General features: G+C 71.9%; 16 protein-coding genes and 1 tRNA gene. 7 read left to right on the forward strand and 10 right to left on the reverse strand.

Going from position 1 to position 21,082, the window contains the following annotated elements:
• Positions 1-169: 169 nt before the first annotated feature.
• The 5 genes from topA (at position 170) to OG247_RS24215 (ending at position 9,820) form a co-directional block, all read left to right on the forward strand.
• Positions 170-2,986: a type I DNA topoisomerase gene (gene topA / locus OG247_RS24195; RefSeq protein WP_327254224.1), complete on the forward strand. Its 2,817-nt coding sequence runs from the start codon at positions 170-172 to the stop codon at positions 2,984-2,986.
• Between the two features lie 282 nt (positions 2,987-3,268).
• Positions 3,269-6,478, forward strand: a complete 3,210-nt coding sequence (tmk, locus tag OG247_RS24200; protein ID WP_327254225.1) for a dTMP kinase — start codon at positions 3,269-3,271, stop codon at positions 6,476-6,478.
• A 176-nt stretch (positions 6,479-6,654) separates the two neighbouring features.
• On the forward strand, positions 6,655-7,866 hold the full coding sequence (locus tag OG247_RS24205; RefSeq protein ID WP_327254226.1) for a DNA polymerase III subunit delta': 1,212 nt from the start codon (positions 6,655-6,657) through the stop codon (positions 7,864-7,866).
• A gap of 182 nt (positions 7,867-8,048) precedes the next feature.
• Entirely contained in the window at positions 8,049-9,629 is a 1,581-nt protein-coding gene (locus OG247_RS24210; protein ID WP_327254227.1) for an alpha/beta fold hydrolase, read from the forward strand.
• Between the two features lie 117 nt (positions 9,630-9,746).
• A tRNA-Thr gene (locus OG247_RS24215) sits at positions 9,747-9,820 on the forward strand.
• 127 nt (positions 9,821-9,947) lie between these two features.
• Here OG247_RS24215 and OG247_RS24220 read toward each other — a convergent pair.
• Positions 9,948-10,265 (reverse strand): hypothetical protein, encoded by a 318-nt coding sequence (locus OG247_RS24220; RefSeq protein ID WP_327254228.1) that lies wholly within the window; start codon positions 10,263-10,265, stop codon positions 9,948-9,950.
• 593 nt (positions 10,266-10,858) lie between these two features.
• Here OG247_RS24220 and OG247_RS24225 point away from each other — a divergent pair.
• Positions 10,859-11,425, forward strand: coding sequence for a Uma2 family endonuclease (locus OG247_RS24225; RefSeq protein WP_327254229.1), 567 nt, complete (start codon positions 10,859-10,861; stop codon positions 11,423-11,425).
• Positions 11,426-11,442: 17 nt separating this feature from the next.
• On the opposite strand, the gene OG247_RS24230 is transcribed toward OG247_RS24225, so the two are convergent.
• The 9 genes from OG247_RS24230 to OG247_RS24270 all read right to left on the reverse strand — a co-directional run bounded on the left by OG247_RS24230 (position 11,443) and on the right by OG247_RS24270 (position 19,116).
• Positions 11,443-11,673, reverse strand: coding sequence for a hypothetical protein (locus tag OG247_RS24230; protein WP_327254230.1), 231 nt, complete (start codon positions 11,671-11,673; stop codon positions 11,443-11,445).
• On the reverse strand, positions 11,670-12,098 hold the full coding sequence (locus tag OG247_RS24235; protein WP_327254231.1) for a hypothetical protein: 429 nt from the start codon (positions 12,096-12,098) through the stop codon (positions 11,670-11,672). The genes OG247_RS24230 and OG247_RS24235 overlap by 4 nt, the downstream gene beginning before the upstream one ends.
• A gap of 273 nt (positions 12,099-12,371) precedes the next feature.
• Entirely contained in the window at positions 12,372-14,108 is a 1,737-nt protein-coding gene (locus OG247_RS24240; protein ID WP_327254232.1) for a type IV secretory system conjugative DNA transfer family protein, read from the reverse strand.
• A gap of 168 nt (positions 14,109-14,276) precedes the next feature.
• Positions 14,277-16,340, reverse strand: coding sequence for a peptidoglycan DD-metalloendopeptidase family protein (locus OG247_RS24245; protein WP_327254233.1), 2,064 nt, complete (start codon positions 16,338-16,340; stop codon positions 14,277-14,279).
• Between the two features lie 6 nt (positions 16,341-16,346).
• A complete protein-coding gene (locus tag OG247_RS24250) occupies positions 16,347-17,030 on the reverse strand; it encodes a hypothetical protein (protein WP_327254234.1) in 684 nt (227 codons plus the stop codon).
• A 192-nt stretch (positions 17,031-17,222) separates the two neighbouring features.
• The gene (locus tag OG247_RS24255; RefSeq protein WP_327254235.1) at positions 17,223-17,612 is read right to left on the reverse strand and encodes a DUF4913 domain-containing protein; all 390 of its coding nucleotides are present in this window, start codon (positions 17,610-17,612) and stop codon (positions 17,223-17,225) included.
• Between the two features lie 78 nt (positions 17,613-17,690).
• Positions 17,691-17,993, reverse strand: coding sequence for a hypothetical protein (locus OG247_RS24260; protein WP_327254236.1), 303 nt, complete (start codon positions 17,991-17,993; stop codon positions 17,691-17,693).
• Between the two features lie 346 nt (positions 17,994-18,339).
• Positions 18,340-18,594 carry a hypothetical protein gene (locus OG247_RS24265; RefSeq protein WP_327254237.1) on the reverse strand — a complete coding sequence of 85 codons (255 nt, stop codon included), beginning with the start codon at positions 18,592-18,594 and terminating at the stop codon, positions 18,340-18,342.
• A 48-nt stretch (positions 18,595-18,642) separates the two neighbouring features.
• Positions 18,643-19,116 carry a hypothetical protein gene (locus OG247_RS24270; protein ID WP_327254238.1) on the reverse strand — a complete coding sequence of 158 codons (474 nt, stop codon included), beginning with the start codon at positions 19,114-19,116 and terminating at the stop codon, positions 18,643-18,645.
• 266 nt (positions 19,117-19,382) lie between these two features.
• Here OG247_RS24270 and OG247_RS24275 point away from each other — a divergent pair, with 266 nt between their 5' ends.
• The gene (locus tag OG247_RS24275; RefSeq protein ID WP_327254239.1) at positions 19,383-21,065 is read left to right on the forward strand and encodes a conjugal transfer protein; all 1,683 of its coding nucleotides are present in this window, start codon (positions 19,383-19,385) and stop codon (positions 21,063-21,065) included.
• Positions 21,066-21,082 lie beyond the last annotated feature (17 nt).

A 21,082-nucleotide genomic window follows, 5' to 3' on the forward strand; every position in this document is an offset into this window, starting at 1 on the left:
AGTGCGGAGGGCCTGCCGCGGCATCCGGGCGGCAGAAATGGCACTTGTCGGGTTACCGTTCGAGTGGCCGTTGCGGGCTTCTGCCGTTTGACACGGGGGCGGGTTGTACCGTCACACTCCGCAGCGTCGCCGTACTGCGACCGAGTGCCGACCGGAGAGAAGAGCCAAGTTGTCCCCGACTAGCGAGACCGCAAAGGGCGGCCGCCGACTCGTCATCGTCGAGTCCCCTGCCAAGGCGAAGACGATCAAGGGCTACCTCGGCCCCGGATACGTCGTCGAGGCGAGCGTCGGGCACATCCGCGACCTCCCCAGCGGCGCGGCCGAGGTTCCCGACAAGTACACGGGCGAGGTCCGTCGCCTCGGTGTGGACGTCGAGCACGACTTCGCGCCGATCTACGTCGTCAACGCCGACAAGAAGGCCCAGGTCAGGAAGCTCAAGGAGCTGCTGGCCGAGTCCGACGAACTCTTCCTCGCCACCGATGAGGACCGCGAGGGCGAAGCCATCGCGTGGCACCTGCAGGAAGTCCTCAAGCCCAAGGTCCCCGTCCACCGGATGGTCTTCCACGAGATCACCAAGGACGCGATCCGCGACGCCGTCGCCAACCCGCGCGAGCTCAACCAGCGCATGGTCGACGCCCAGGAGACCCGCCGCATCCTCGACCGCCTCTACGGCTACGAGGTCTCGCCGGTCCTGTGGAAGAAGGTCATGCCGAAGCTGTCGGCGGGCCGCGTCCAGTCGGTGGCCACCCGCATGGTGGTCGAGAAGGAGCGCGAGCGCATCGCCTTCCGCTCGGCCGAGTACTGGGACCTGACCGGCACCTTCGCCACCGGCCGCGCCGGTGACGCCTCCGACCCGTCCACGCTGGTCGCCCGCCTGAACACGGTGGACGGCAAGCGCGTCGCGCAGGGCCGCGACTTCGGTTCGACCGGGCAGCTCAAGAGCGAGGTGCTGCACCTCGACGAGGCGAACGCACGGGCGCTGGCCGCCGCGCTGGCCGAGACCTCGTTCGCCGTCCGGTCGGTCGAGTCCAAGCCGTACCGCCGCTCCCCGTACGCCCCGTTCCGCACGACGACGCTCCAGCAGGAGGCCTCGCGCAAGCTCGGCTTCGGTGCGAAGGCGACGATGCAGGTGGCGCAGAAGCTGTACGAGAACGGCTTCATCACCTACATGCGTACCGACTCCACGACGCTGTCCGACACCGCGGTGTCGGCGGCGCGGGCGCAGGTCACGCAGCTCTACGGGGCCGAGTACCTGCCGGAGAAGCCCCGCGTCTACGCGGGCAAGGTCAAGAACGCGCAGGAGGCGCACGAGGCGATCCGTCCTTCGGGTGATCGTTTCCGCACCCCGGCCGAGACCGGTCTGACCGGCGACCAGTTCCGCCTGTACGAGCTCATCTGGAAGCGCACCGTCGCCTCGCAGATGAAGGACGCGGTCGGCAACTCGGTGACCGTGAAGATCGGCGGCCGGTCGGCCGACGGCCGCGACGCGGAATTCTCGGCCTCCGGCAAGACGATCACCTTCCACGGGTTCATGAAGGCCTACGTCGAGGGCGCGGACGACCCGAACGCCGAGCTCGACGACCGTGAGAAGCGCCTCCCGCAGGTCGGCGAGGGCGACGCGCTGTCGGCCGAGGAGATCACGGTCGACGGTCACTCGACCAAGCCGCCGGCCCGCTACACCGAGGCCTCGCTGGTCAAGGAGCTGGAAGAGCGGGAGATCGGCCGGCCGTCGACGTACGCGTCGATCATCGGCACGATCCTGGACCGCGGGTACGTCTTCAAGAAGGGCACGGCGCTCGTGCCGTCCTTCCTGTCGTTCGCCGTGGTCAACCTGCTGGAGACGCACTTCGGGCGGCTCGTCGACTACGACTTCACCGCCAAGATGGAGGACGACCTCGACCGCATCGCGCGGGGCGAGGCCCAGTCCGTGCCGTGGCTGAAGCGGTTCTACTTCGGCGCGGAGGACGCCACCGAGGTCGTGCCGGCCGACGGCGACGCGCTCGGCGGTCTGAAGGAGCTGGTGACCGACCTGGGCGCGATCGACGCCCGGGAGATCTCCTCCTTCCCCGTCGGCGAGGGCATCGTGCTGCGCGTGGGCCGCTACGGGCCTTACGTGGAGCGCGGCGAGAAGGACGCCGAGGGACACCAGCGGGCGGACGTGCCCGAGGAGCTGGCCCCCGACGAGCTGACGGTCGAGTACGCGGAGGAGCTCTTCGCGAAGCCGAGCGGCGAGTTCGAGCTGGGCAAGGACCCGATCAGCGGGAACGAAATCGTCGCGAAGGACGGTCGCTACGGGCCGTACGTGACGGAGATCCTGCCCGAGGGCACCCCGAAGACGGGCAAGAACGCGGTGAAGCCGCGGACGGCCTCCCTGTTCCAGTCGATGAGCCTGGACACGGTCACGCTCGAGGACGCACTGCGTCTGATGTCCCTTCCCCGGGTCGTGGGCGTGGACGCGGAGGGCGCGGAGATCACCGCGCAGAACGGCCGCTACGGCCCGTACCTGAAGAAGGGCACGGACTCGCGGTCGCTGGAGACCGAGGACCAGCTCTTCGCGATCACCCTGGAGCAGGCGCTCGCGATCTACGCGCAGCCGAAGCAGCGGGGGCGCGCGGCCGCGAAGCCGCCGCTGAAGGAGCTGGGCACCGACCCGGTGAGCGAGAAGCCGGTGGTGGTCAAGGACGGCCGGTTCGGTCCGTACGTGACGGACGGCGACACTAACGCGACGCTGCGGCGGGACGACGACGTCGAGACGATCACGCCGGAGCGGGGCTACGAGCTGCTCGCGGAGAAGCGCGCCAAGGGCCCGGTGAAGAAGACGGCCAAGAAGGCGCCCGCGAAGAAGGCCCCGGCGAAGAAGGCGACGGCGACGAAGACCGCTGCCGCCAAGAAGACGACGACGGCCAAGAAGGCGACGGCGGCGAAGAAGACCACCGCCAAGAAGACGGCCGCGAAGAAGACGGCGGCCGCTGCGGCGGACGAGTAGACGCCGAGTAGGCGCCGAGTAGTCACAGACAGGGCCCGTGCGATGCGCACGGGCCCTGTCTGTGTTTTCCAGCCGTCCGGCGTTTGAGGACCGGGGTCTGGGCTGCGCCCCAGCAGCGGGTCAGGGCTGCGCCCCGGGAACGGTGGAAGGGCGGGTAGGGGACCAGCCCCGCGCAGCGGCACCGGCCCTCGGGCAGGGCCCCCGGAGAGGTGGGTCGGGGGTCACACCGGGCCTTGTCCACAGGGCTCCGCGCCCGCCCAGTGCAGCGGATAGGCTGGGCGGATGACGCGAGCCGAGCAGCCAACGGTCGTGACCGCCACCACCGACACCGCCCCCACCTACGACGAAGCCCTCGCCGCGGACTCCCGCGAGCGGGCGGTGCGCGCCCTGCTGCGCACCCCCGGGCTGCGCCGGCTGTGGAGCGCGCAGTTGGTGAGCGGCATCGGCGATGCCCTCGCCCTGCTGGTCCTGGTGCTGCTGGTCTTCCAGACGGCCGTGGAGCAGGAGCCCTTCGGCGGTGGCTACACCGGCTGGGCCCTCGCCGTCGCCGCCGTCTTCGGCGTCCGCGTGGTGTCCACCGTCCTCTTCGGCGCGGTCCTCCTGGGCCCCCTGGCCAAGCTCACCGCCCCCGGCGGCACGCTGGACCGCCGCTGGACGATGATCGGCGCCGACGGGCTCCGGCTCGGCCTCTTCGTCGTGGCCCCGCTGTGGCTCGACTGGATCGGCCCGAACGCGCTGACCGCCCTGCTCGCCACCGTCTTCGTCTCCGGCGCCGCCGAGCGGCTGTGGGTGCTGGCCAAGGACAGCGCCGCGCCCGGCCTGCTTCCGGCGCCGCCGCCGGAGGGGGCGACCGTACGGCCTCTGCCCGATCACCTCGACGCACTGCGCCGGCTGAACCTGCGTACCGCCTTCGCGGCCCTGCCGATCGCCGCGGCCGCGCTGCTCGCCGCGACCCTGATCGGCAAGGCGCTCGGCCTCGGCATCGGCTGGTTCACCGAGAACCAGGCGGCCCTCGGCTCCTACGTGGCCTCCGGCCTCTTCGCGGCGTCCGTATCGCTGCTGCTCCCGCTGGTGCTGCCCGGCACGAAGACCCCGCGTCCGCGCTCCCCGCTGGAGGGCCTGCGCGCCCCCAAGGCGGGGGACCGGCCCGAGAAGGGGCGTACGGGGGCCATCCCGCTGCTCGTCCTCGTCTGCGCCGCCGTCGCCGGAGCCGTCGCCTCCGCCGCCTCCGTGGCCGTCCTGCACGCCACCGACCTGGGGGGCGGAGCAGCCGCGTTCTCGCTGCTCGTACTGGCCCTGCTCGGCGGCACCGCCCTCGGCATCCGTGCCACCCAGGCCGGCAAGGTCCTCCCCGCGCTGTCCCGGCGCCGTCTGCTGGCACTGTCCGTCGCCGTGGCCGGGCTGGCACTGCTGCTGACCGGGCTGGTTCCGGACACCTCGACGGTGGTGTTCCTCTCGCTGCTCGCCGGCAGCGCCGCGGGCGTCGCCGCGAACACCGGGCACACGCTGCTCGACCAGGAGACCGAGGAGTTCCGCAGGGCCCGGGTCACCGAGCACCTGCAGGCCGTCGTCCGGGTCTCCGTGGCCGTCGGGGCCGTGGCCGCCCCGCTGCTGGCCGCCCTGATCGGACCGCACCGGCTGGCCGCCGGCGAGGTCGTCTTCGCGCACGGCGGCGCGGCCTTCACGCTGATGCTGGTCGGCGCCCTGCTGCTGCCGGTCGCCGTCATCGTCCTGGCCAAGGCCGACGACCGCAGCGGCGTTCCGCTGCGCCGCGACCTGCGCGAGGCGCTGCGCGGCGGGGAGCCGGTGCAGGCCGCGTCCGACGCCGGGTTCTTCATCGCCCTGGAGGGCGGCGACGGAGCCGGCAAGTCCACCCAGGTCGAGGCGATGGCCGACTGGATACGGGCCAAGGGTCACGAGGTCGTCGTCACGCGCGAGCCCGGGGCCACCCCGGTCGGCAAGCGGCTGCGATCGATCCTGCTCGACGTGTCCTCCGCCGGCCTGTCGAACCGCGCCGAGGCCCTGCTGTACGCGGCCGACCGCGCCGAGCACGTGGACACCGTCGTACGGCCCGCCCTGGAGCGCGGCGCGGTGGTCATCACCGACCGCTACATCGACTCCTCGGTGGCCTACCAGGGCGCCGGCCGGGACCTCTCCCCGACCGAGATCGCCCGTATCTCGCGCTGGGCCACGAGCGGCCTCGTACCGAACCTGACGGTACTGCTCGACGTGTCGCCGGAAACGGCCCGCGAGCGGTTCACGGAGGCGCCGGACCGGCTGGAATCGGAACCGGCGGAGTTCCACCAGCGGGTGCGGGCCGGATTCCTGACCCTGGCCGCGGCCGACCCCGGGCGCTACCTGGTGGTCGACGCGGGCCAGGACCCGGAGTCGGTCAGCACCGTCGTGCGCCACAGGCTGGACCGGATGCTCCCGCTGTCGGAGGCCGAGGTGGCCGCGCGGGCGGAAGCCCGCCGGCTCGCCATCGAGGAGGCCGCGCGCAAGGCCGAGGAAGAGGCGGCCCGCAAGGCCGAGGAAGCCCGGCTGCTGGCTGAGGAAGAGGCCCGCAAGGCCCGCGAGGCGGAGGAGGCCCGGCTCGCGGCCGAGGCCGAGGCCGCCCGCAAGGAGCGCGAGGAGCGGCTGCGCGCCGAGGAGGAGGCCCGCGAGCGGGCCGAGGCCGAGCGGCTGCGGCTGGAGGCCGAGGAGAAGGCCCGCGCGGTGGAGGCCGAGCGGCTGCGCAAGCAGGCGGAGGAGGAGGCCCGGCTGCACGCCGAGGCCGAGGAGCGCCGGCTGGAGAAGCAGCGGCGGGCCGAGGAGGCCCTGCTGAGGGCCGAGGAGGCACGGCGGCTGGCCGAGGCCTCGGCGGCGGAGGCGGCGGCGAAGTCCGCTGCTGCCTCGGCTGCGGCTGCGTCGGCGTCCGCAGCTCCGGCGGCTCCCGGCGCTTCCGCGCCCCAGGCCGATCTGCGCAAGGACTCGCGCCGCGACGAGGCCGTGACGATCGAGACTCCGATCGTCAGGCCGGTCGTGCAGCCGGACGATGTCACCCAGACGGTCCCGGTCCCGAAGGCCGATCCTTCGGCGGGTCCCGCGGACGAGACGGCAGTGCTGCCGCCCGTCCGGGCGACGGGTCCGGCGGACGAGACGGCGGTCCTGCCGCCCGTACGCCCCACGGGCACGGGCGAGGGCTCGGGCTCGGGTGGGGCCGCGGCGACGCGGCCGGCGGCGCCCAGGGCCTCGTACTCCGCGTCGCGGCCGACGGCCCAGCGGCCTGAGGAGAACCCGGCCGACCGGGTCCCGCCGGGCATCTTCCGGGACTCGGGCAACGACGCGACCCGCGAACTGCCGCTCCTCGCCGAGGACGGCCGGCCGCGCCGGCCCCGCTCGGACTGGGCGGAGGAGACCCCGCTGGACGATCTGCCGACCCTGGCGGACGAGCTGCTGGGACGGAGCCGGGACGACGAGGACGAGCAGGGCCGGGGGCCGCGCCGCCGCTGACGGTGGCGGTGGCGGTTGATGGCGTGACGGTGGTGGCGCCGTGACGGCGTGACGGCGTGAGGGCTTGACGGCGGTGGTCGTCGTGGGGACCGGCTGACGGGGATTGTCAGTGGGAGCCGCCACACTGGGTGAGCAGACGGCACGGACGGTACGCGAGGCGAAAGGTGGTGGGCGGGATGCCCGTATGGGACGACCTGGTGGGACAGGAGCGGGTCCAGACGCAGCTGGCCGCCGCCGCGGTCGACGCCGACGGCCTGGTCACCGCCATCGAGGCGGGGACCCCGCCGCCGGCCGCCTCCAAGATGACGCACGCCTGGCTGTTCACCGGACCGCCCGGCTCCGGTCGGTCCACCGCCGCCCGCGCCTTCGCGGCCGCGCTCCAGTGCACCAGCCCGGACCGCGCCCTCGGAGGCGAGCCGGGCTGCGGGTTCTGCGACGGCTGCCACACCACCGTGATCGGTACGCACGCCGACGTGGAGATCGTCCGTACCGATCAGCTGTCCATCGGCGTGAAGGACACCCGGGCGCTGGTGCGCCGGGCGCAGCTCTCCCCGGCCGTCGGACGCTGGCAGGTCATCGTCCTGGAGGACGCCGACCGGCTGACGGAGGGCGCCGGAAACGTACTGCTCAAGGCCGTGGAGGAGCCCGCTCCGCGGACCGTGTGGCTGCTGTGCGCCCCTTCGCTGGAGGACGTGCTGCCCACCATCCGCTCCCGCTGCCGGCACCTTTCGCTGCGCACCCCGCCGGTGTCCGCGGTCGCCGAGGTGCTCGTGCGGCGCGACGGCATCGAGCCGGACGTCGCGCAGGCCGCCGCCCGCGCGACCCAGGGGCACATCGGCCGGGCCCGCCGGCTCGCCACCGACGGGGCGGCCCGCTCACGGCGTGCCACCGTACTGAAGCTGCCGATGCGCGTGAGTGACGTGGGCGACTGCCTGAAGGCGGCGCAGGAGCTGGTGGACGCCGCCGCCGAGGACGCCAAGCAGGTGGCGGAAGAGGTCGACACCAAGGAGACCGAGGAGCTGCGGGCCGCGCTCGGCGCCGGAGCGGGTACCGGCGGGCGGATGCCGCGCGGCACGGCGGGCGTGATGAAGGAGCTGGAGGACCGGCAGAAGCGCCGGCGTACGCGCACGCAGCGCGACAGCCTCGACCTGGCGCTGACCGACCTCACCGGCTTCTACCGGGACGTGCTGGCCCTCCAGCTCGGCTCCTCGCTGGCCATCGCGAACGAGGAGATACGCCAAGACCTGGACCGGATCGCCCGGGAGTCCGGCCCGGAGCGCACGCTGCGGCGCATCGAGGCGATCATCGCGTGCCGGCAGGCGCTGGACCGCAACGTCGCCCCGCTGCTCGCGGTCGAGGCGATGACGATGTCGCTGCGTGCGGGCTGACGCGCGCGACTCCCCTCGGGCCGGCGACTCCGGTTGACCGCCTCACCCGTTCGAGGTGTCCGCGTGGCGGGCCGCGGACGCCGCCGGTCCGTGCGGGGCGGCGCCCCGCGCCCGGGCGGCCGCCCGCCGCCCGCCGCGGGTGCCAACGCCCCGGGCAGGGCCGCAGGCCGTAGGCTCCGGGAATGGACACCAGTCGCCTGCTGCGCACCACCGGGACCGTGATCGCCGCTGCGGGGCTACTGCTCTCCGGGTGCACCTCGGGCGGTTCGGGAACACCCCGCGCCGCCGCGTCGTCCAGTGAGGGCTCCGAGGCGCCGTCGGCCGAGCCGACCGCCGTCCCGGCCGCGCTGCGCCCGTACTACGACCAGAAGCTGAGCTGGCGCGAGTGCGGTGTGCCCGGCTTCGACTGCACCACCCTGAAGGTCCCGCTGGACTACGAGAATCCTGAGGCCGGGGCCGCCGGGGATATCGACATCGCGGTGGCCCGCCGCAAGGCCACCGACCCCTCCGAGCGGCTCGGCTCGCTGGTGGTGAACCCGGGCGGCCCGGGCGGCTCCGGCATCGGATACCTCCAGGCGTACGCGGGCATCGGATACCCGGCCCCGGTCCGCGCCGCGTACGACATGGTCTCCTTCGACCCGCGCGGGGTGGACCGCAGCAGCCCCGTGGAGTGCCTGAACGGCCCGGCCATGGACAAGTACACGCAGGTGGACCAGACGCCGGACACGCGGGCGGAGCAGGCCCTGCTGGTGGCCGCCTTCAAGGAGTTCGCGGCCGCCTGCCAGGCGCACTCTCAGCGGATCCTGCCGCACGTGTCCACGGTCGACGCCGCCCGCGACATGGACGTCCTGCGTGCGGCGCTGGGCGACGAGAAGCTGACGTACGTCGGAGCCTCGTACGGCACCTTCCTCGGGGCGACGTACGCCAACCTCTTCCCGGGCCGGACCGGCCGGCTGGTCCTGGACGGGGCGATGGACCCCTCGCGGCCCGCGGTCGAACTGAACCGGGACCAGACGGAGGGCTTCGAGACCGCCTTCCGGGCCTTCGCCGCGGACTGCGCGAAGCAGACCGACTGTCCGCTCGGCCAGGGCAGTCCGGAGCAGGTCGCGGAACGCCTGAAGGAGTTCTTCCGCAAGGTCGACGCCCAGCCGGTCCCCACGACCGACCGGGCGCGCCCCGCGCTCGGCGAGTCGCTGGCGACGACCGGGGTGATCGCCGCCCTGTACGACGAGAACGCCTGGCCGCAGCTGCGCGAGGGACTCAGGGCCGCGATCGACGGTGACGACGGCAACGGGCTGCTGGCCCTCGCCGACAGCTACTACGAGCGCGAGCAGGACGGCAAGTACGCCAACCTCATGTCGGCGAACGCCGCCGTCAACTGCCTGGACCAGCCCCCGGCCTTCGCCGGCCCCGAGGCGGTCGAGAAGGCGCTGCCGTCCTTCGAGAAGGCCTCCCCGGTCTTCGGCTCGGGCCTGGCCTGGGCCTCGCTGAACTGCACGTACTGGCCGACGAAGGCCACCGGCACGGCCGGGGCACTGCAGGCGAAGGGCGCCCCGCCGATCGTGGTGGTCGGCACCACCCGCGACCCCGCGACCCCGTACAAGTGGGCCGAGGCCCTGGCGAGCCAGCTCGACTCGGGCGTCCTGCTGACCTACGACGGCGACGGCCACACCGCGTACGGCCGGGGCAGCGACTGCATCGACTCGGCGATCAACCAGTACCTCCTGGAAGGCACCGCTCCGAAGGACGGAAAGAAGTGCTGACCCCCACCGAAGGAGCCCTCCCGGGCCCTTGTTCGGGGCACCCCGTTTAACCCTGTAGACTTGGCGCCGCTGCTGATGAGAGGCTCCCACCAGGGAAATTCTTGTCTTCCCAGCGGTGCCGCCTTAGCTCAGCTGGCCAGAGCAACGCACTCGTAATGCGTAGGTCTCGGGTTCGAATCCCGAAGGCGGCTCTGTAGAACCCCCAGGACTCACTCGCCGTGACCTGGGGGTTTTGCTATTTCCGGGGTCCGGGTCCGATGGCGCGTGGGGCGGCCGGCGCTGGGCGCCGTGTGGGCGCCCTGTGGCGGGGGCCTCCGGTCAGTGGCCCGTCGTGACAAAGCGGAGGTGGCGGCGCAGGCCGACGGTGCGGCGGTGCTCCTTTTCGGCTGTGGCGAGCTGGGTGACCAGCCGGTCGTGAGTGGTGCTCGCGTCGGCGAGTTGGGCTTGGCGCTGGACCAGCACCGCTCGTTGGCGCTGGGCGGCCGTCTGGTGCTGCTGCTTCTCCGAGTTGACCTGCTGCTGGAGTTGGTCACGCTTGCGCCTGGTCGTCTTCTCGGCCTGGGTGATCCCCGCTTCGTACTCCTTCTTCCACGCGGCGGACTGCTGGCGGATCGCGGCCCGCTCCTGGGCGCTCACGCTGGATGGAGCCGACCTCCGGGCCTGCTGCTCCACCGAGTTCCGCCAGCTTTTTGGTCCGGATGAGATACGCGTCGCGGTTGCCGTAGTGGCCGCCTTGTAGGTACCGGACCCCGGTGAAGTCGGCAGCTGTGCGGATGCCGGCGTCGATCAGGGCCCTGACGGTCACGTCACCCAAGTTGGAAAGCTTCTTCACGTTCCGGGTGGGAACCCGGCGGAGTCTGCCCTGGACGTGTGCTTTGACCACCGACGCCAGTGCGGCTTCCAGTTGCTGCTGCCTCCTGGCGGACCCTCTGAGCCTCGGCCATCGGGCCCTGTAGCGCATCCACCTGCTGCTGGAGCGCCCGCATCCTGGCCGCCGAGGCTTGACCTCGGGGCGCCTGCGGGTAGAGCCGCGTCCGACGGCCGCGGCCGTGCTCGCACTGGTTGCCACAGGCGCGCTCTGGGGCTGGGGGAGGTGCCCGGCCAGCCAGTCGGGGGCTCCGCCCCGCCCTACCTCGGCCGTTCCGGCGTTCAGCGTGCCGAGAGGGCTGAGACAGTACGCTGAACTCAGCGGGATCGGGCCCGCTCGCATGGTGTCCGGGAGGTGCGTCATGACTGCCGAGACGCCAGCCCCTGCGTGGATGCACGAGCAGATCACGGCGGAGCAGTACGACTCCTGGTCTGAGGAGCAGTGCGCGGGGATCGAGATCGTGGACGGGATGGTTGTCGTGAGTCCCAGCGCGTCCAAGCGGCACAATCGACTCGCTCGGATCTTGGCGAACGTCTTGGAGGCGGCCGCAGGGCCGGACTGGAATGCCGATACAGATTTCGACGTCCGGCTCCAGGACGTCCCGCTCACCAATCGTCGCCCGGATGTCGTTGTCTACCGGGCGGACACGATCGATGTCGCGCCCACCCGTCCCGAGCACGTACTGCTCGTCGTAGAGGTTGTCTCTCCGGGTTCGGAGACCACCGATCGGATCGTGAAAACGGACCAGTACGCCAAGTCCGGCATCGCCTTCTACTGGCGGGTCGAACAGGCCGCGACCGGGGTCCCTTTGGTGTACACCTACGTGCTCGACCCGGCGACCAGGGCCTACCGAGACGGGGACGTGTTCACCGGTGTCGTCAAGGTCTCGGCTCCTTTCCCGGTGGAGTTCGACCTCGGCCAGATCTGATCGATCACAGGCCCGGGCTATTCGAGGCTCGGATGCTTCCGTACGAGCCGCTTGAGCCATGCCCAGCGGGCGAGCCCGCCTACGGCGAGGGAGGCGATGATGGCGCCCCAGTCGATGACGTGGGGGAGGCCGGGGAAGAAGGCGAAGAAGGCGAAGGACCCGGCGGTGGCGGTGAGGAAGGCGGCGACGCCGGCGCGGCGGCGTTTGGCTTCCCGGTCGGGGTCTTCGGGGGGTGGCTCGGTGGTCATGTGCGGCTCACTTCGTGACGTGGTGACACTGGCCCGACCCGGCGCACGCCGTTGACGTTGAGGTGTGCGCATGCCCTGCCGTAGCGGGGCAGTGTTGGGGGCGCGTTGTCACGCATCGGGTGGATCTCGCACTCGGTGTGCGTCGTGCCGCGGGAGGTGCGGGAGGTCTTGTTGTCGGTGTCCGCGTCGGTGAAGTCGATGCGCCCGTTGCAGAAGCCGGCGTTGAGGGCGCCGACGAACCCGCAGTCGACGCCGGCGTGCGCCTCGGCGGGCGGTGAGCCGATCAGCGTGGGCGCTGTGGCGAGAGCGGCAAGGATCCGGGCTGTGAAGAGCGCTTGCCCATCGGTGTCCCCTTCCGGCGGAATGCGTCTGCCGAACGGAACGCCCGTCGTCGACCCGAGGTTCTGCCCGGAGAGGCAGTCCACTGTGAAGAGTGATCAGCGGATGGGCATGCTGACCACCCGTAACCGGCGTCCCTGGATGGTGGTTTCGCGCGGTGGCGCCGCGTGAGCAGAGGGGGCGCGGAGGGGGCGCGGAGGGGGCGCGGGGTGGATCGGGTGGCACGCAGGGGCCGGGTCGTGCCTGGCTGATCTGGGGAAACAGGATTCCGTGGTACGGCGCGCTGAGCCCGCAGGGATGACCTTGTGGGCCAGGCCGGACGGCCCGTGGTGGCCGTCCGGCTGGGTGTTGGGTGGGGGTTAGGGGCGGGCGCCCGGGTCGTGTTTGGTGAGGGAGGCCTTGACCGCGCGGGCGTACGGGCCTTCCCACCAGGGGATTGTTTCCACCAGGACCGGCTTGGTGCCGGAGGCCAGGACGAGGGCCCGGCCGGGGGGCATCGCGCCCAGGTCGGAGACCTTCAGGACGCGGTCGCGGCGTACGGACTCGTTCATGGTGCGGTTGCCGGACCAGCCGCCGGTCTCCGATTCGCGGGTCGTGGTGAACTCGCGCAGTTCGTACTCGCCCGCCAGCTCGGACAGGTCGCCCAGGAAGCGGGTGTCGGAGACGCCGCCTCCGTAGACCCGTACGTTCGCGGCGGACCAGAGCTTCTCCATGCCGCGCTCGCCCCACACCTCGATGCCCTGGGCCCAGGACTGGAGGATCGTCATCAGGATGATGCCGCGTGATCCGTAGTGGGAGTAGAGGTCGGGCAGGGCGCGCCAGCGGCAGACGTTCGCCGCCTCGTCCAGGACGCCGACCAGCGGGCGTGCCAGCCGGCCGCCGCGCTGGGTCGTGGCGTACTCCTCGGCGGCCTCGACGACGGCCACGGTCAGGGCGGTCACCAGCGGGCCCGCCGAGTCGCTGCCCTCGCGGGAGAGCGAGTAGAGGGTGGAGTCGCTGCGGACGAACTCGCGGGGGTCGAACTCCGGGCGGTCGTCGGAGGCGGAGGCCGGTGTCACCCACCGGTTGACCTCGGGGTTGATGAGGCAGGACGCCATCTGCTGGGCGACGCCGTAGATGCCGCTGCGCTGCTTGTCGGGGGCGGTGATCACGCCGGCCAGGGCGTCGGCCGGCATGATCTGTCCCGCGCCGCGCAGGATGCGCTCGGGGGTGTCGTCCTTCGGGTTGGCCAGCCAGGTGTAGATCTGCGTGATCGAGGACTTGGCCGTGGCCGCCGCGAGCAGGAGGTTGGCCAGCAGGTCCTGTCCTGCCGGGTCGAAGAACGCGTCCGTGGAGGCGTCGGCGTCCCGCGAGCCCGACGCGAAGTGGTCGGCCAGCTTGCGGGCCTTGGCGACGTCGGTCACGTACGACAGCGGATTCCACCACCATGCGGGCGGTTCCTGGGCCACCTGCTGCGGGTCGAAGACCCACACCGGACCGCGCGCTTCGCGGGGGCCTCGGGTCGCGTCGACGATGTCCCGCTTGTTGGAGGTGACGAGCACCGCGCCGGGGGCGTCGAGGATCGCGGGGATGGCGCGCCGGGTCGTCTTGCCGGTGCGGGGGCCCCAGATGTCGATGTGCATGTCTTCGAAGGAGCCGAACAACGGCTGCCGTCCCCGCAGGGAGCGGCCGATGAAGACGCCGGGCACGCTGCTCTGCACGCCGAGTCGCTCGGCGGTCGCGGCGGCGCCCTTCATGGTGAGCTTTCCGAGCTCCTCGCCCTGGGCGAGGTGGCGGGCCGCGCCGTCGACGTCGGGCTTGTTGCGCATGCGCTGGCGGATCCGGTACACGGCGACGCCGGCGCCGGCGAGCAGGAGCGCCTCGCCGGCCGCGACGGCGTTCGCCGCACCGCCCGGCCACGTGTAGTCGCCCTTGACCAAGGACACGGCGAAGGAGAAGGGGTTGCCCGGCGGGTCCGGTTCACCCTCGAAGGAGGCACCGGCGAGGGCGGCGAGCCACGCTCCGCAGAGGAGGATCAGGACCGAGCCGACGAGCGCGACGATCTCGATCGTCCAGTCCTCGTCGGAGCGCGGCTTCTTCGGCTGTTGGGCGGTCATGGTCAGGTCTTTCCTTCCGCAGGGGCGGGCGCGGCACGGAAGACGACGAGGCCATTCCCGTCCCGGAGGATCCCGTATCCGTTGCTTGTGACTTCCGGGATGCCGTCGCACGGGGGAAGGGTGGCGCCGACGGCGCCGCCCTTCCCCTCCGGGCAGCGTGCTTCTCCTCTAGGCATGTTCATCGGTACCGGCCTCGGCGGGATCGGTGCCCGGAGGGATCGGCACCCGGTACACGGCGGTGATCGGGTCCTGCACGTCCCAGGTGCTGAACTCGACGTTCTTGCCGGGGCGCGGGGCGTGGAGGATCTTCTTGCCGGCCGGGTCCCACACGATGCCCACGTGCTCGGAACCCCTCTTGCTGGGGTTGAAGAAGATCAGGTCGCCGGGCTGCGCCTGGCTCAGGTCGATCTTGTACGCACGGAGCCGGTCCTCCTGCACGTACGTGGTCGCGCCGACGTCGATCTTGCCGCCGCTCGCCTGGTAGTAGATCCACTGCGTGTAGCTGGAGCAGTCGAAGGACACCGGGTTGTCGCCCTGGAGCCGCGGGGCGCCCCAGACGTACGGCTGGCCGATGCCGCGCTGGGCCCAGCGCAGCGCCGCCCGCACCACCGGGTCGTTGGCCTGCGGCAGTACGCCGGTCACGCCGGCGCCGTCCGGGGGAACGCCGGTGCCCTTGCCGTTCGCGGCGCATTCGGCGTGCGAGGCGTCCTTGCCCTTGCCGTCGCCGCCGGGAACGGTGCCGTAGTCGGGGTCGCCCGAGATCTTGCCCTGCAGCCAGCTCTGGGGGTCGATCATGCCGGGGCCGTTGTCCTGGCCGGGGACGAAGGGGTTGTCGACGCCCGGGATCCGCACCTCCCAGTGCAGGTGCGGGCCGGTGACGTTGCCGGTGGCGCCGACGGTGCCGATCTGGTCGCCGCGCTTGACGGTGCTGCCCACCGAGACCGAGATGGTGGTCTGGTGCGCGTACAGGGTGACGACGCCGTTCGCGTGCTCGATGTTGGTCTCGTTGCCGTACGAGCCGCCGTTGCCCGCCTTGATCACCTTGCCGTCGGCAGGGGCGTAGATCGGGACGCCACTGTCTGCGGTCAGGTCGAGCCCGGTGTGGTAGCCGAGGCTCCAGTGGGGGCCGCTCGCGCGGTATTCGGTGCCGATCTGGTAGGTGCCTTCCTTCATGGGCCACTGCCAGTTCTTGCCGTCCGGGGGCGGGGGAGCGGCCGGCCGGATCAGCGGACGCGAGAACGCGACCGGCTCCATGCTGCCCGCCGTGCCCTGGCTCGCCGGCGCGTCGCCGCCGTAGGGCGGGGTGGACCAGGAGCGGGGCGGGGACGCGACGATGCTCAGCGCCTCGTTCGGCTGGGCATCGTTGCCGACCGGCTCGGGGATGTCCGAATGCTGTCCGAGCGTGGGGAAGTTGGGGTTCTTCTCGACGGTCGTCTTCAGGTGGGCGTACCAGCCCTCGATCAGGCTCTTCTCACCGGTGAGGTTGCCGCGGTAGCGGGCCGCCTGCGTGAGGACCACCCGGGGGTAGATGGTGTTGTCCCTCTTCGAGCCCGAGTAGGACAGCAGGGCGTCCCAGGGCTGCGTCTCGGCCTTCTTCGCGTGCAGGAAGTTGGCGGCGGCGAAGGACGCGTCGTCGATGTTGTAGAGGTCCTTCGTGCCGTCGCCGTTGCCGTCGGCGCCGTAGTCGGTCCAGGCGTCGTTGCCGAACTGCAGCAGGCCCATGTAGCCCGCGCTGTTCTTGCCTCCCGGCGCGGCGGACGCGTCCTGGCCGAACTTGGTCTCCTGGTACATCTGCCCGACGATCAGCGTCCAGTCGAGCCCCTCGTAGCGGGCCGCGGCCCGCATCGCGGCCAGGATCATCCGCGGGGGTATCTCGTTGCGGGCCGTCTCGCTGGGCATGTAGACCTTGCCGGCGGGCATGATCGGGTTGGTGGCCGCCTGGTCGCCGGTGTTGCCCCCGCCCGCGTTCTCACCGTAGTTGCCGCAGGCCGCCTGCGCGGCGCCACTGCCGATGCCCCCCAGCAGGCCGCTGATCATGACCACGGCGAGGAAGCCGGCACCGCCGATCGGCAGCAGGCTGCCGGCGCCGGCGATCAGCAGCCACTTGTTGCCGCCCTTCTTGCCACCGCCGTTGCCGCCCCCCTGGCCTCCCGCCAACTGGGCGGCCATTTTGGCGGTTTTGGCCACCTTGGCGGCCTTCGATGCGGCTGCCAGTACGGCAGGAGCCACCATCGCGCGTCACTCCCCCGATTTGTCGGATGCGCCCACGTTGCCGAGACCGTGCAGGTCGAACGCGGAGACCTTCCACTTCCCGCCGTCCTTGCGGGAGCTGACCAGCCAGGCGTTGTTCTCCGTACGGGTCTGCTTGCCGTTCTCGGAACGGACCGAGGTCAGCGATACGACGCTGGACACCATCCGGCCGCTGCCGCGGGCGAGGTCGTCCGCGATCAGCGCGTCGCGGACCACGGTCGCCTTGCCCACGGAGGTGCAGCGGGCGGCCCGGCAGGTGGCCCAGTCCTTGCCCGTGGGAAGCGCGGTCTGCCGGATCATCTGGTCGTCGCTGACGGTCAGCTCCAGCAGCGGCTTCGCCCAGGTGCCGGTCTGATCGGTGTACTTGTACGTGCCCAGGCCGGCCATGTAGGCGGCCATCGCCTCGTGGGCCTCGGCCAGTTCCTCCGGCGTGACGATGGGCGGCACGGCGGCGGAGGCGCCCGTCTGCTGCGTGCCGGTATTGCCGTCGCCACCGGTCGTGCCGGTGTTGTTGCCCTGTTCGGCCGTCGCGGCGGGCTTGCCGTCGGACGGGTCCTTGGCGTCGGCCTCTCCGTCGAAGACGGTGAACACCACCAGGGCGCCGATCAGCAGAAGACCCATCACCACCAGGGCCAGTGCCGCACTTCGCTTGTTCTCGGCAGGTGACTCCACCGTCCCGGGCCTCCCTCAGTCAGGTCGCCCGGACACGGTAGGGGGAGGGACGTGCAATGGCGCGCGCCTTTTCCTCGCGAGGAAAGACGGGGAAAAGGTGAGGAAAGAACCGGGAGTTCGGGGTGGGTCGAGTCGGCGAAGTCCGTGCGGGGAATCCGTGAAGAGGCCGCCGGAACCCTTCACCGATCCCGCTCAGACGGACGAGGCCCCGGGGTCGTACGGGTCGACGGGCAGCGGGTCGAAGGGATAGGCCGTGTGCCCGTCCTTCGGCGAACAGGAGGCGAACGGGCCCATGTCCGGGTCCAGCAGCACCCGCAGGTGCGGGTCGGCGTGGTGGAGCCACCAGGTGGACATGCCCAGCGCGGGGTCGTGCCGCAGGTGTTCCCAGGCCAGCCAGAGCGCGGAAAGCCGGGCGCCCGCCTCGGGGTGCTCCCACCAGCGCGGACACCAGGTGGCGGACGCTCCGTTCAGGCGGCGTCGCACCATCTGTGCGAGGTAATCGGAGACGAAGACGAAGACGTCGGCGAAGTAGAACTCCACCTCGTCGTCGGATGCCTGCTGCGCCTCGGGGCTTGTGCTCATGTGGGAGCCTTCCGTGCGGGGTATTCAGACGGGGCCGGTCAGGACTGGTGGGGGTCGGTCAGGGCCGGTGACTACTGGTCAGCGCTCGACGCCGACGGGCTTCGCCGCCGCCTCCGCGGCCACGGGATTGGTCACGCCGTGGCCGGAGGAGCCGTACGGGGTCGGCTGCACGGCAGCGGGACGGACGGCCACACCGGGCAGGAAGGCACTGGCCTGCGCAGGGCCGCGCTGCTTCGGTTCGGGGGCCGGTGCTTTCGGCTCGGCGTACTCGTTCGCCGACGACAGCCGGGAGAGCGCCGCATTGTGTGCTTCCCGCAGGCCCTCGGGTACGTCGAGGTCGCCTAGCTTGGCGGCGAAGTCCTTCGGTGACGTCTTCCGCATGTCGAAGTCCTCCATCCGCACTTGGCAGCGCACTGCGTCGTTCGCGATCAACTCGTGCCGGCCCGCGGGTGTGACCTCCAGTACCTGCAAGTCGCAAGGTCAGCCTCCTGGAGGGCGATCGCGCGGTCGATTTCCTCCCGGGTCGGGGGCGCCGCCTCGCTCATCGACCTTGCCGCGTCCAGGTGGAGAACGCGACCGACTGGCTCAGGACGGTGAGCGGCTCGGCCGCTGAACCGCCGCCCATACCCCGCCAGTACGCGAACGGGTACGGGCGACGGCTCTTCAGTCGGGACTCCCGGTCCGGCCAGTAGCTCGCGACTGTGGGCTCCGGAAAGTCCGCAGCGTCTCACGAACCGGTCCACGCCGGTGTGTTCAGCACTCCCACAGCGGCTGCCAGGTACGCGGGCCAGGTTTCGGCACCCAGGTCGAGCACCTCACCGTTCTCCTCGGCGGCACGGCCGTACCGCTCGCACCACTCGCGGAACTCCGGGGACCCGCCCTGCGGAGTACCGGCCCACACGGAGGCCCAGTCCACGTCGCGCAGGCCTTCCAGCTCCGCGGCCAGGTCCTGGGCACCGCGGCCCGATGTCTCCGTCAGCATCCTCGTCAGCTCCTCGCTCGGTACACCTGCGGGCATCGTGGCAGAGGGTCAGGACAGGACGATCCCGAGGATCAGCAGACCGACCACCACCGCGCCCATGATGAAGCGGACCTTCGGGTCCTCCCGCTCCCACAGCTCGTGGACCACGGTCCAGCCGGTCATCCGGGCCGCGCGGCCGTCGTGGATGGTCGTGCCGTGGGCCGGGTCCTGCCGGTCGCCGTCGGGGCCGTCGGCCGCGTCGTCCTCGTCCGGGTCGGGTATGCCTGCGGTCCCCTGCTGGGCCTGAGCCACCATGACCAGCCCCTCCAGGAGCTCGGGCATCGTGTGCGGCGTGAGGGGATAGGAGACCGTGCCGTAGGGGGTTTGCAGGCAGAGCTTCGACTGCCAGGGGTTGCCGGGCTCGTAGCCGTCGATCCAGGCTTCCTGGGCATCGATGACGGGGGGAACGGGGGCGAACGTTCCGTCGGCGGGCGCCGGCGCAGGGGACACGTTCTGCTGCGGGAGGGCGTTCTGGTCGCTCAACTCTCGTCCTTCGCACGATCGGGGACGGTTCCAGCGCCCGTCACCCGGACGCAACCCGTCATTCTGGCGGAGCGCCGGGAGGGCGGGCCCCTGCGGGGCCCGGGATTTCCTCACGAGGATTCCTCAAAGCATTCCCCGGCTTTCCTCCCCTTTTCCCGGCGGGGAAAAGGGGAGAAGGGATGGCCCCGCGGTTTGCCACACTGCCGTGCGCACCTGGCATCACCAGGGGCCCGCCGGGCGGTCGACGGCGGAGGGGGATCGGACGCGTGGGAGAGACGGACTCGATGACGGACCACAACAGCTCTGCTGGCGGGGTCGGCGGGGGCCAGCCTTCCGGGCAGCAGCAGGGGCAGTTCGGCCCCGCAAGGCAGCAGGCACAGCAGCCGCAGCAGGCGCAGCAGTTTCCCCATCAGGGATCCCATCCTTACGGCCAGCCGGACAGCGCCGCCGCGCCGATGCAGCAGCCCTCGGACGCCGCGCGGGCGCAGTTGGCCGCGGCCTGGGTGCGCGCCGCACGGCCCGGGACCGTACCGACGGGCGAGGCCGCCGTACCGGTCCTGCCGCCGCGCGTGACCCCGCCCGCCGGTGACTCGAAGAAGGACAAGCGCAGGGCCGCCCAGGACGCGAAGCGGGCGGAGCGCAAGGCCGCGTACGAGCAGAAGAAGGCCGAGCGCGAGAACCGCAAGCAGGGGCGCGGCGGCAAGGGTTCCGCGCCCGGGCCCGCATCCGCGTCCGTGCCGGGTCCGTCGGCGGGCTCGCCGACTGTTGCCCAGCCCGGTACGGCCGCTGCGGCCGCGGGCGCCACGACGCCGCAGGCCCAGGCTCAGGCCCGGGTACGCGCCGGAGCCGGCGAGGGCTTCGACGTGCCGCGCCCGGGTGGGCGGCTGCCGGCCCAGGGCCGGCGCACCCATGTGGCCCTGCGCGCGACGCTCCTGATCACCACGTGCGCCTTCGCGCTGGGTTCCTGCGGTGTCGCGGGCCTGGTCGTCGGCAAGTCGTCCGTCGCGGTGCAGAGCGCCGCCCTGGACGACGAGGACGTGCAGCGGTACCGGCTGAGCGCGTTCCCGACGCAGGCCGCGGCGACCTTCGCCGAGGAGTACGTGACGCTGTGCATGACGTACTCCGCGCAGTCGGCCGACAAGCGCCGCGACGCACTGAGCCGCTACGCCTCGTCAGGTGTGGACCGTGACTGCGGCGTGAGCGGCCAGGGCAGCCAGACCGTGCGCCAGGCCAAATGGGACGGGACCGTCGAAGAGCTCCCCGAGTACGGGGAGAACGGGCGCTACCTGAGCATCCAGGTGAAGCTGTCCAGCGGTCGCACCACCACGCTCTCCGTGCCGGTGTACGTGAAGGACCTGGCCACCGGGTCGGGGCTGCGCGTCGCGGGCAACCTGGGCGAGATGCCGCTTCCTTCGCGCGGCAGCGTTCCCGTCGTCAAGCAGGACGACGAGGTCATCGACCAGCCGCTCTCCGACCAGCTCAAGTCGAAGGTCCTGCCCGGTTACTTCAAGGCCTGGGCCGCTTCCGACGCGACGGGCCTGACCCGGTTCACGACCACCGACGCCTCCCTTGCGGCGACCTCGGGCCTGGCCGGGGCGCTCGCCTCGCCCGACGTCCGGGAGGTCGTCGCGCTCGCGCCGGCAGGCAGTGAGAGCGGCAAGACCATCCAGTACGGGCCGGGTCAGGCGGTACAGGCCCGGGTGACGGTCGTCTGGGGCGCCGAGGGCTCCGGGTCGAAGGGGAGCCCCGGCCCGACCGTGCAGCGCTCGTACCGGCTGACCGTGGTGAACACCGCCCAGGGCTGGTTCATCAAGGACATCCGCGGCGGCGTGCTCGACCCGACGGGCGGCACCGCGGACGCCGGAGCCGGCGCGCCCGCCTCCCCGGCTCCCGAGGAGAGCGCCCCGGCATCCGGGGACGCCACCCCCAGTCCGGGCAAGACGCCCTGACCGTCCCGACCGCCCTG

The organism is Streptomyces sp. NBC_01244 (assembly GCF_035987325.1).
GTDB lineage: Bacteria > Actinomycetota > Actinomycetes > Streptomycetales > Streptomycetaceae > Streptomyces.

Excerpts from the sequence above, each read along its gene's own strand:
- OG247_RS24265 (WP_327254237.1), bottom strand. The coding sequence starts at position 18,594 with ATGCTGACGGAGACATCGGGCCGCGGTGCCCAGGACCTGGCCGCGGAG.
- OG247_RS24255 (WP_327254235.1), bottom strand. The coding sequence starts at position 17,612 with ATGAGCACAAGCCCCGAGGCGCAGCAGGCATCCGACGACGAGGTGGAG.
- OG247_RS24245 (WP_327254233.1), bottom strand. The coding sequence starts at position 16,340 with ATGGTGGCTCCTGCCGTACTGGCAGCCGCATCGAAGGCCGCCAAGGTG.
- OG247_RS24225 (WP_327254229.1), top strand. The coding sequence starts at position 10,859 with ATGACTGCCGAGACGCCAGCCCCTGCGTGGATGCACGAGCAGATCACG.
- OG247_RS24240 (WP_327254232.1), bottom strand. The coding sequence starts at position 14,108 with ATGACCGCCCAACAGCCGAAGAAGCCGCGCTCCGACGAGGACTGGACG.
- tmk (WP_327254225.1), top strand. The coding sequence starts at position 3,269 with ATGACGCGAGCCGAGCAGCCAACGGTCGTGACCGCCACCACCGACACC.
- OG247_RS24210 (WP_327254227.1), top strand. The coding sequence starts at position 8,049 with ATGGACACCAGTCGCCTGCTGCGCACCACCGGGACCGTGATCGCCGCT.
- OG247_RS24230 (WP_327254230.1), bottom strand. The coding sequence starts at position 11,673 with ATGACCACCGAGCCACCCCCCGAAGACCCCGACCGGGAAGCCAAACGC.
- OG247_RS24260 (WP_327254236.1), bottom strand. The coding sequence starts at position 17,993 with ATGCGGAAGACGTCACCGAAGGACTTCGCCGCCAAGCTAGGCGACCTC.
- OG247_RS24205 (WP_327254226.1), top strand. The coding sequence starts at position 6,655 with ATGCCCGTATGGGACGACCTGGTGGGACAGGAGCGGGTCCAGACGCAG.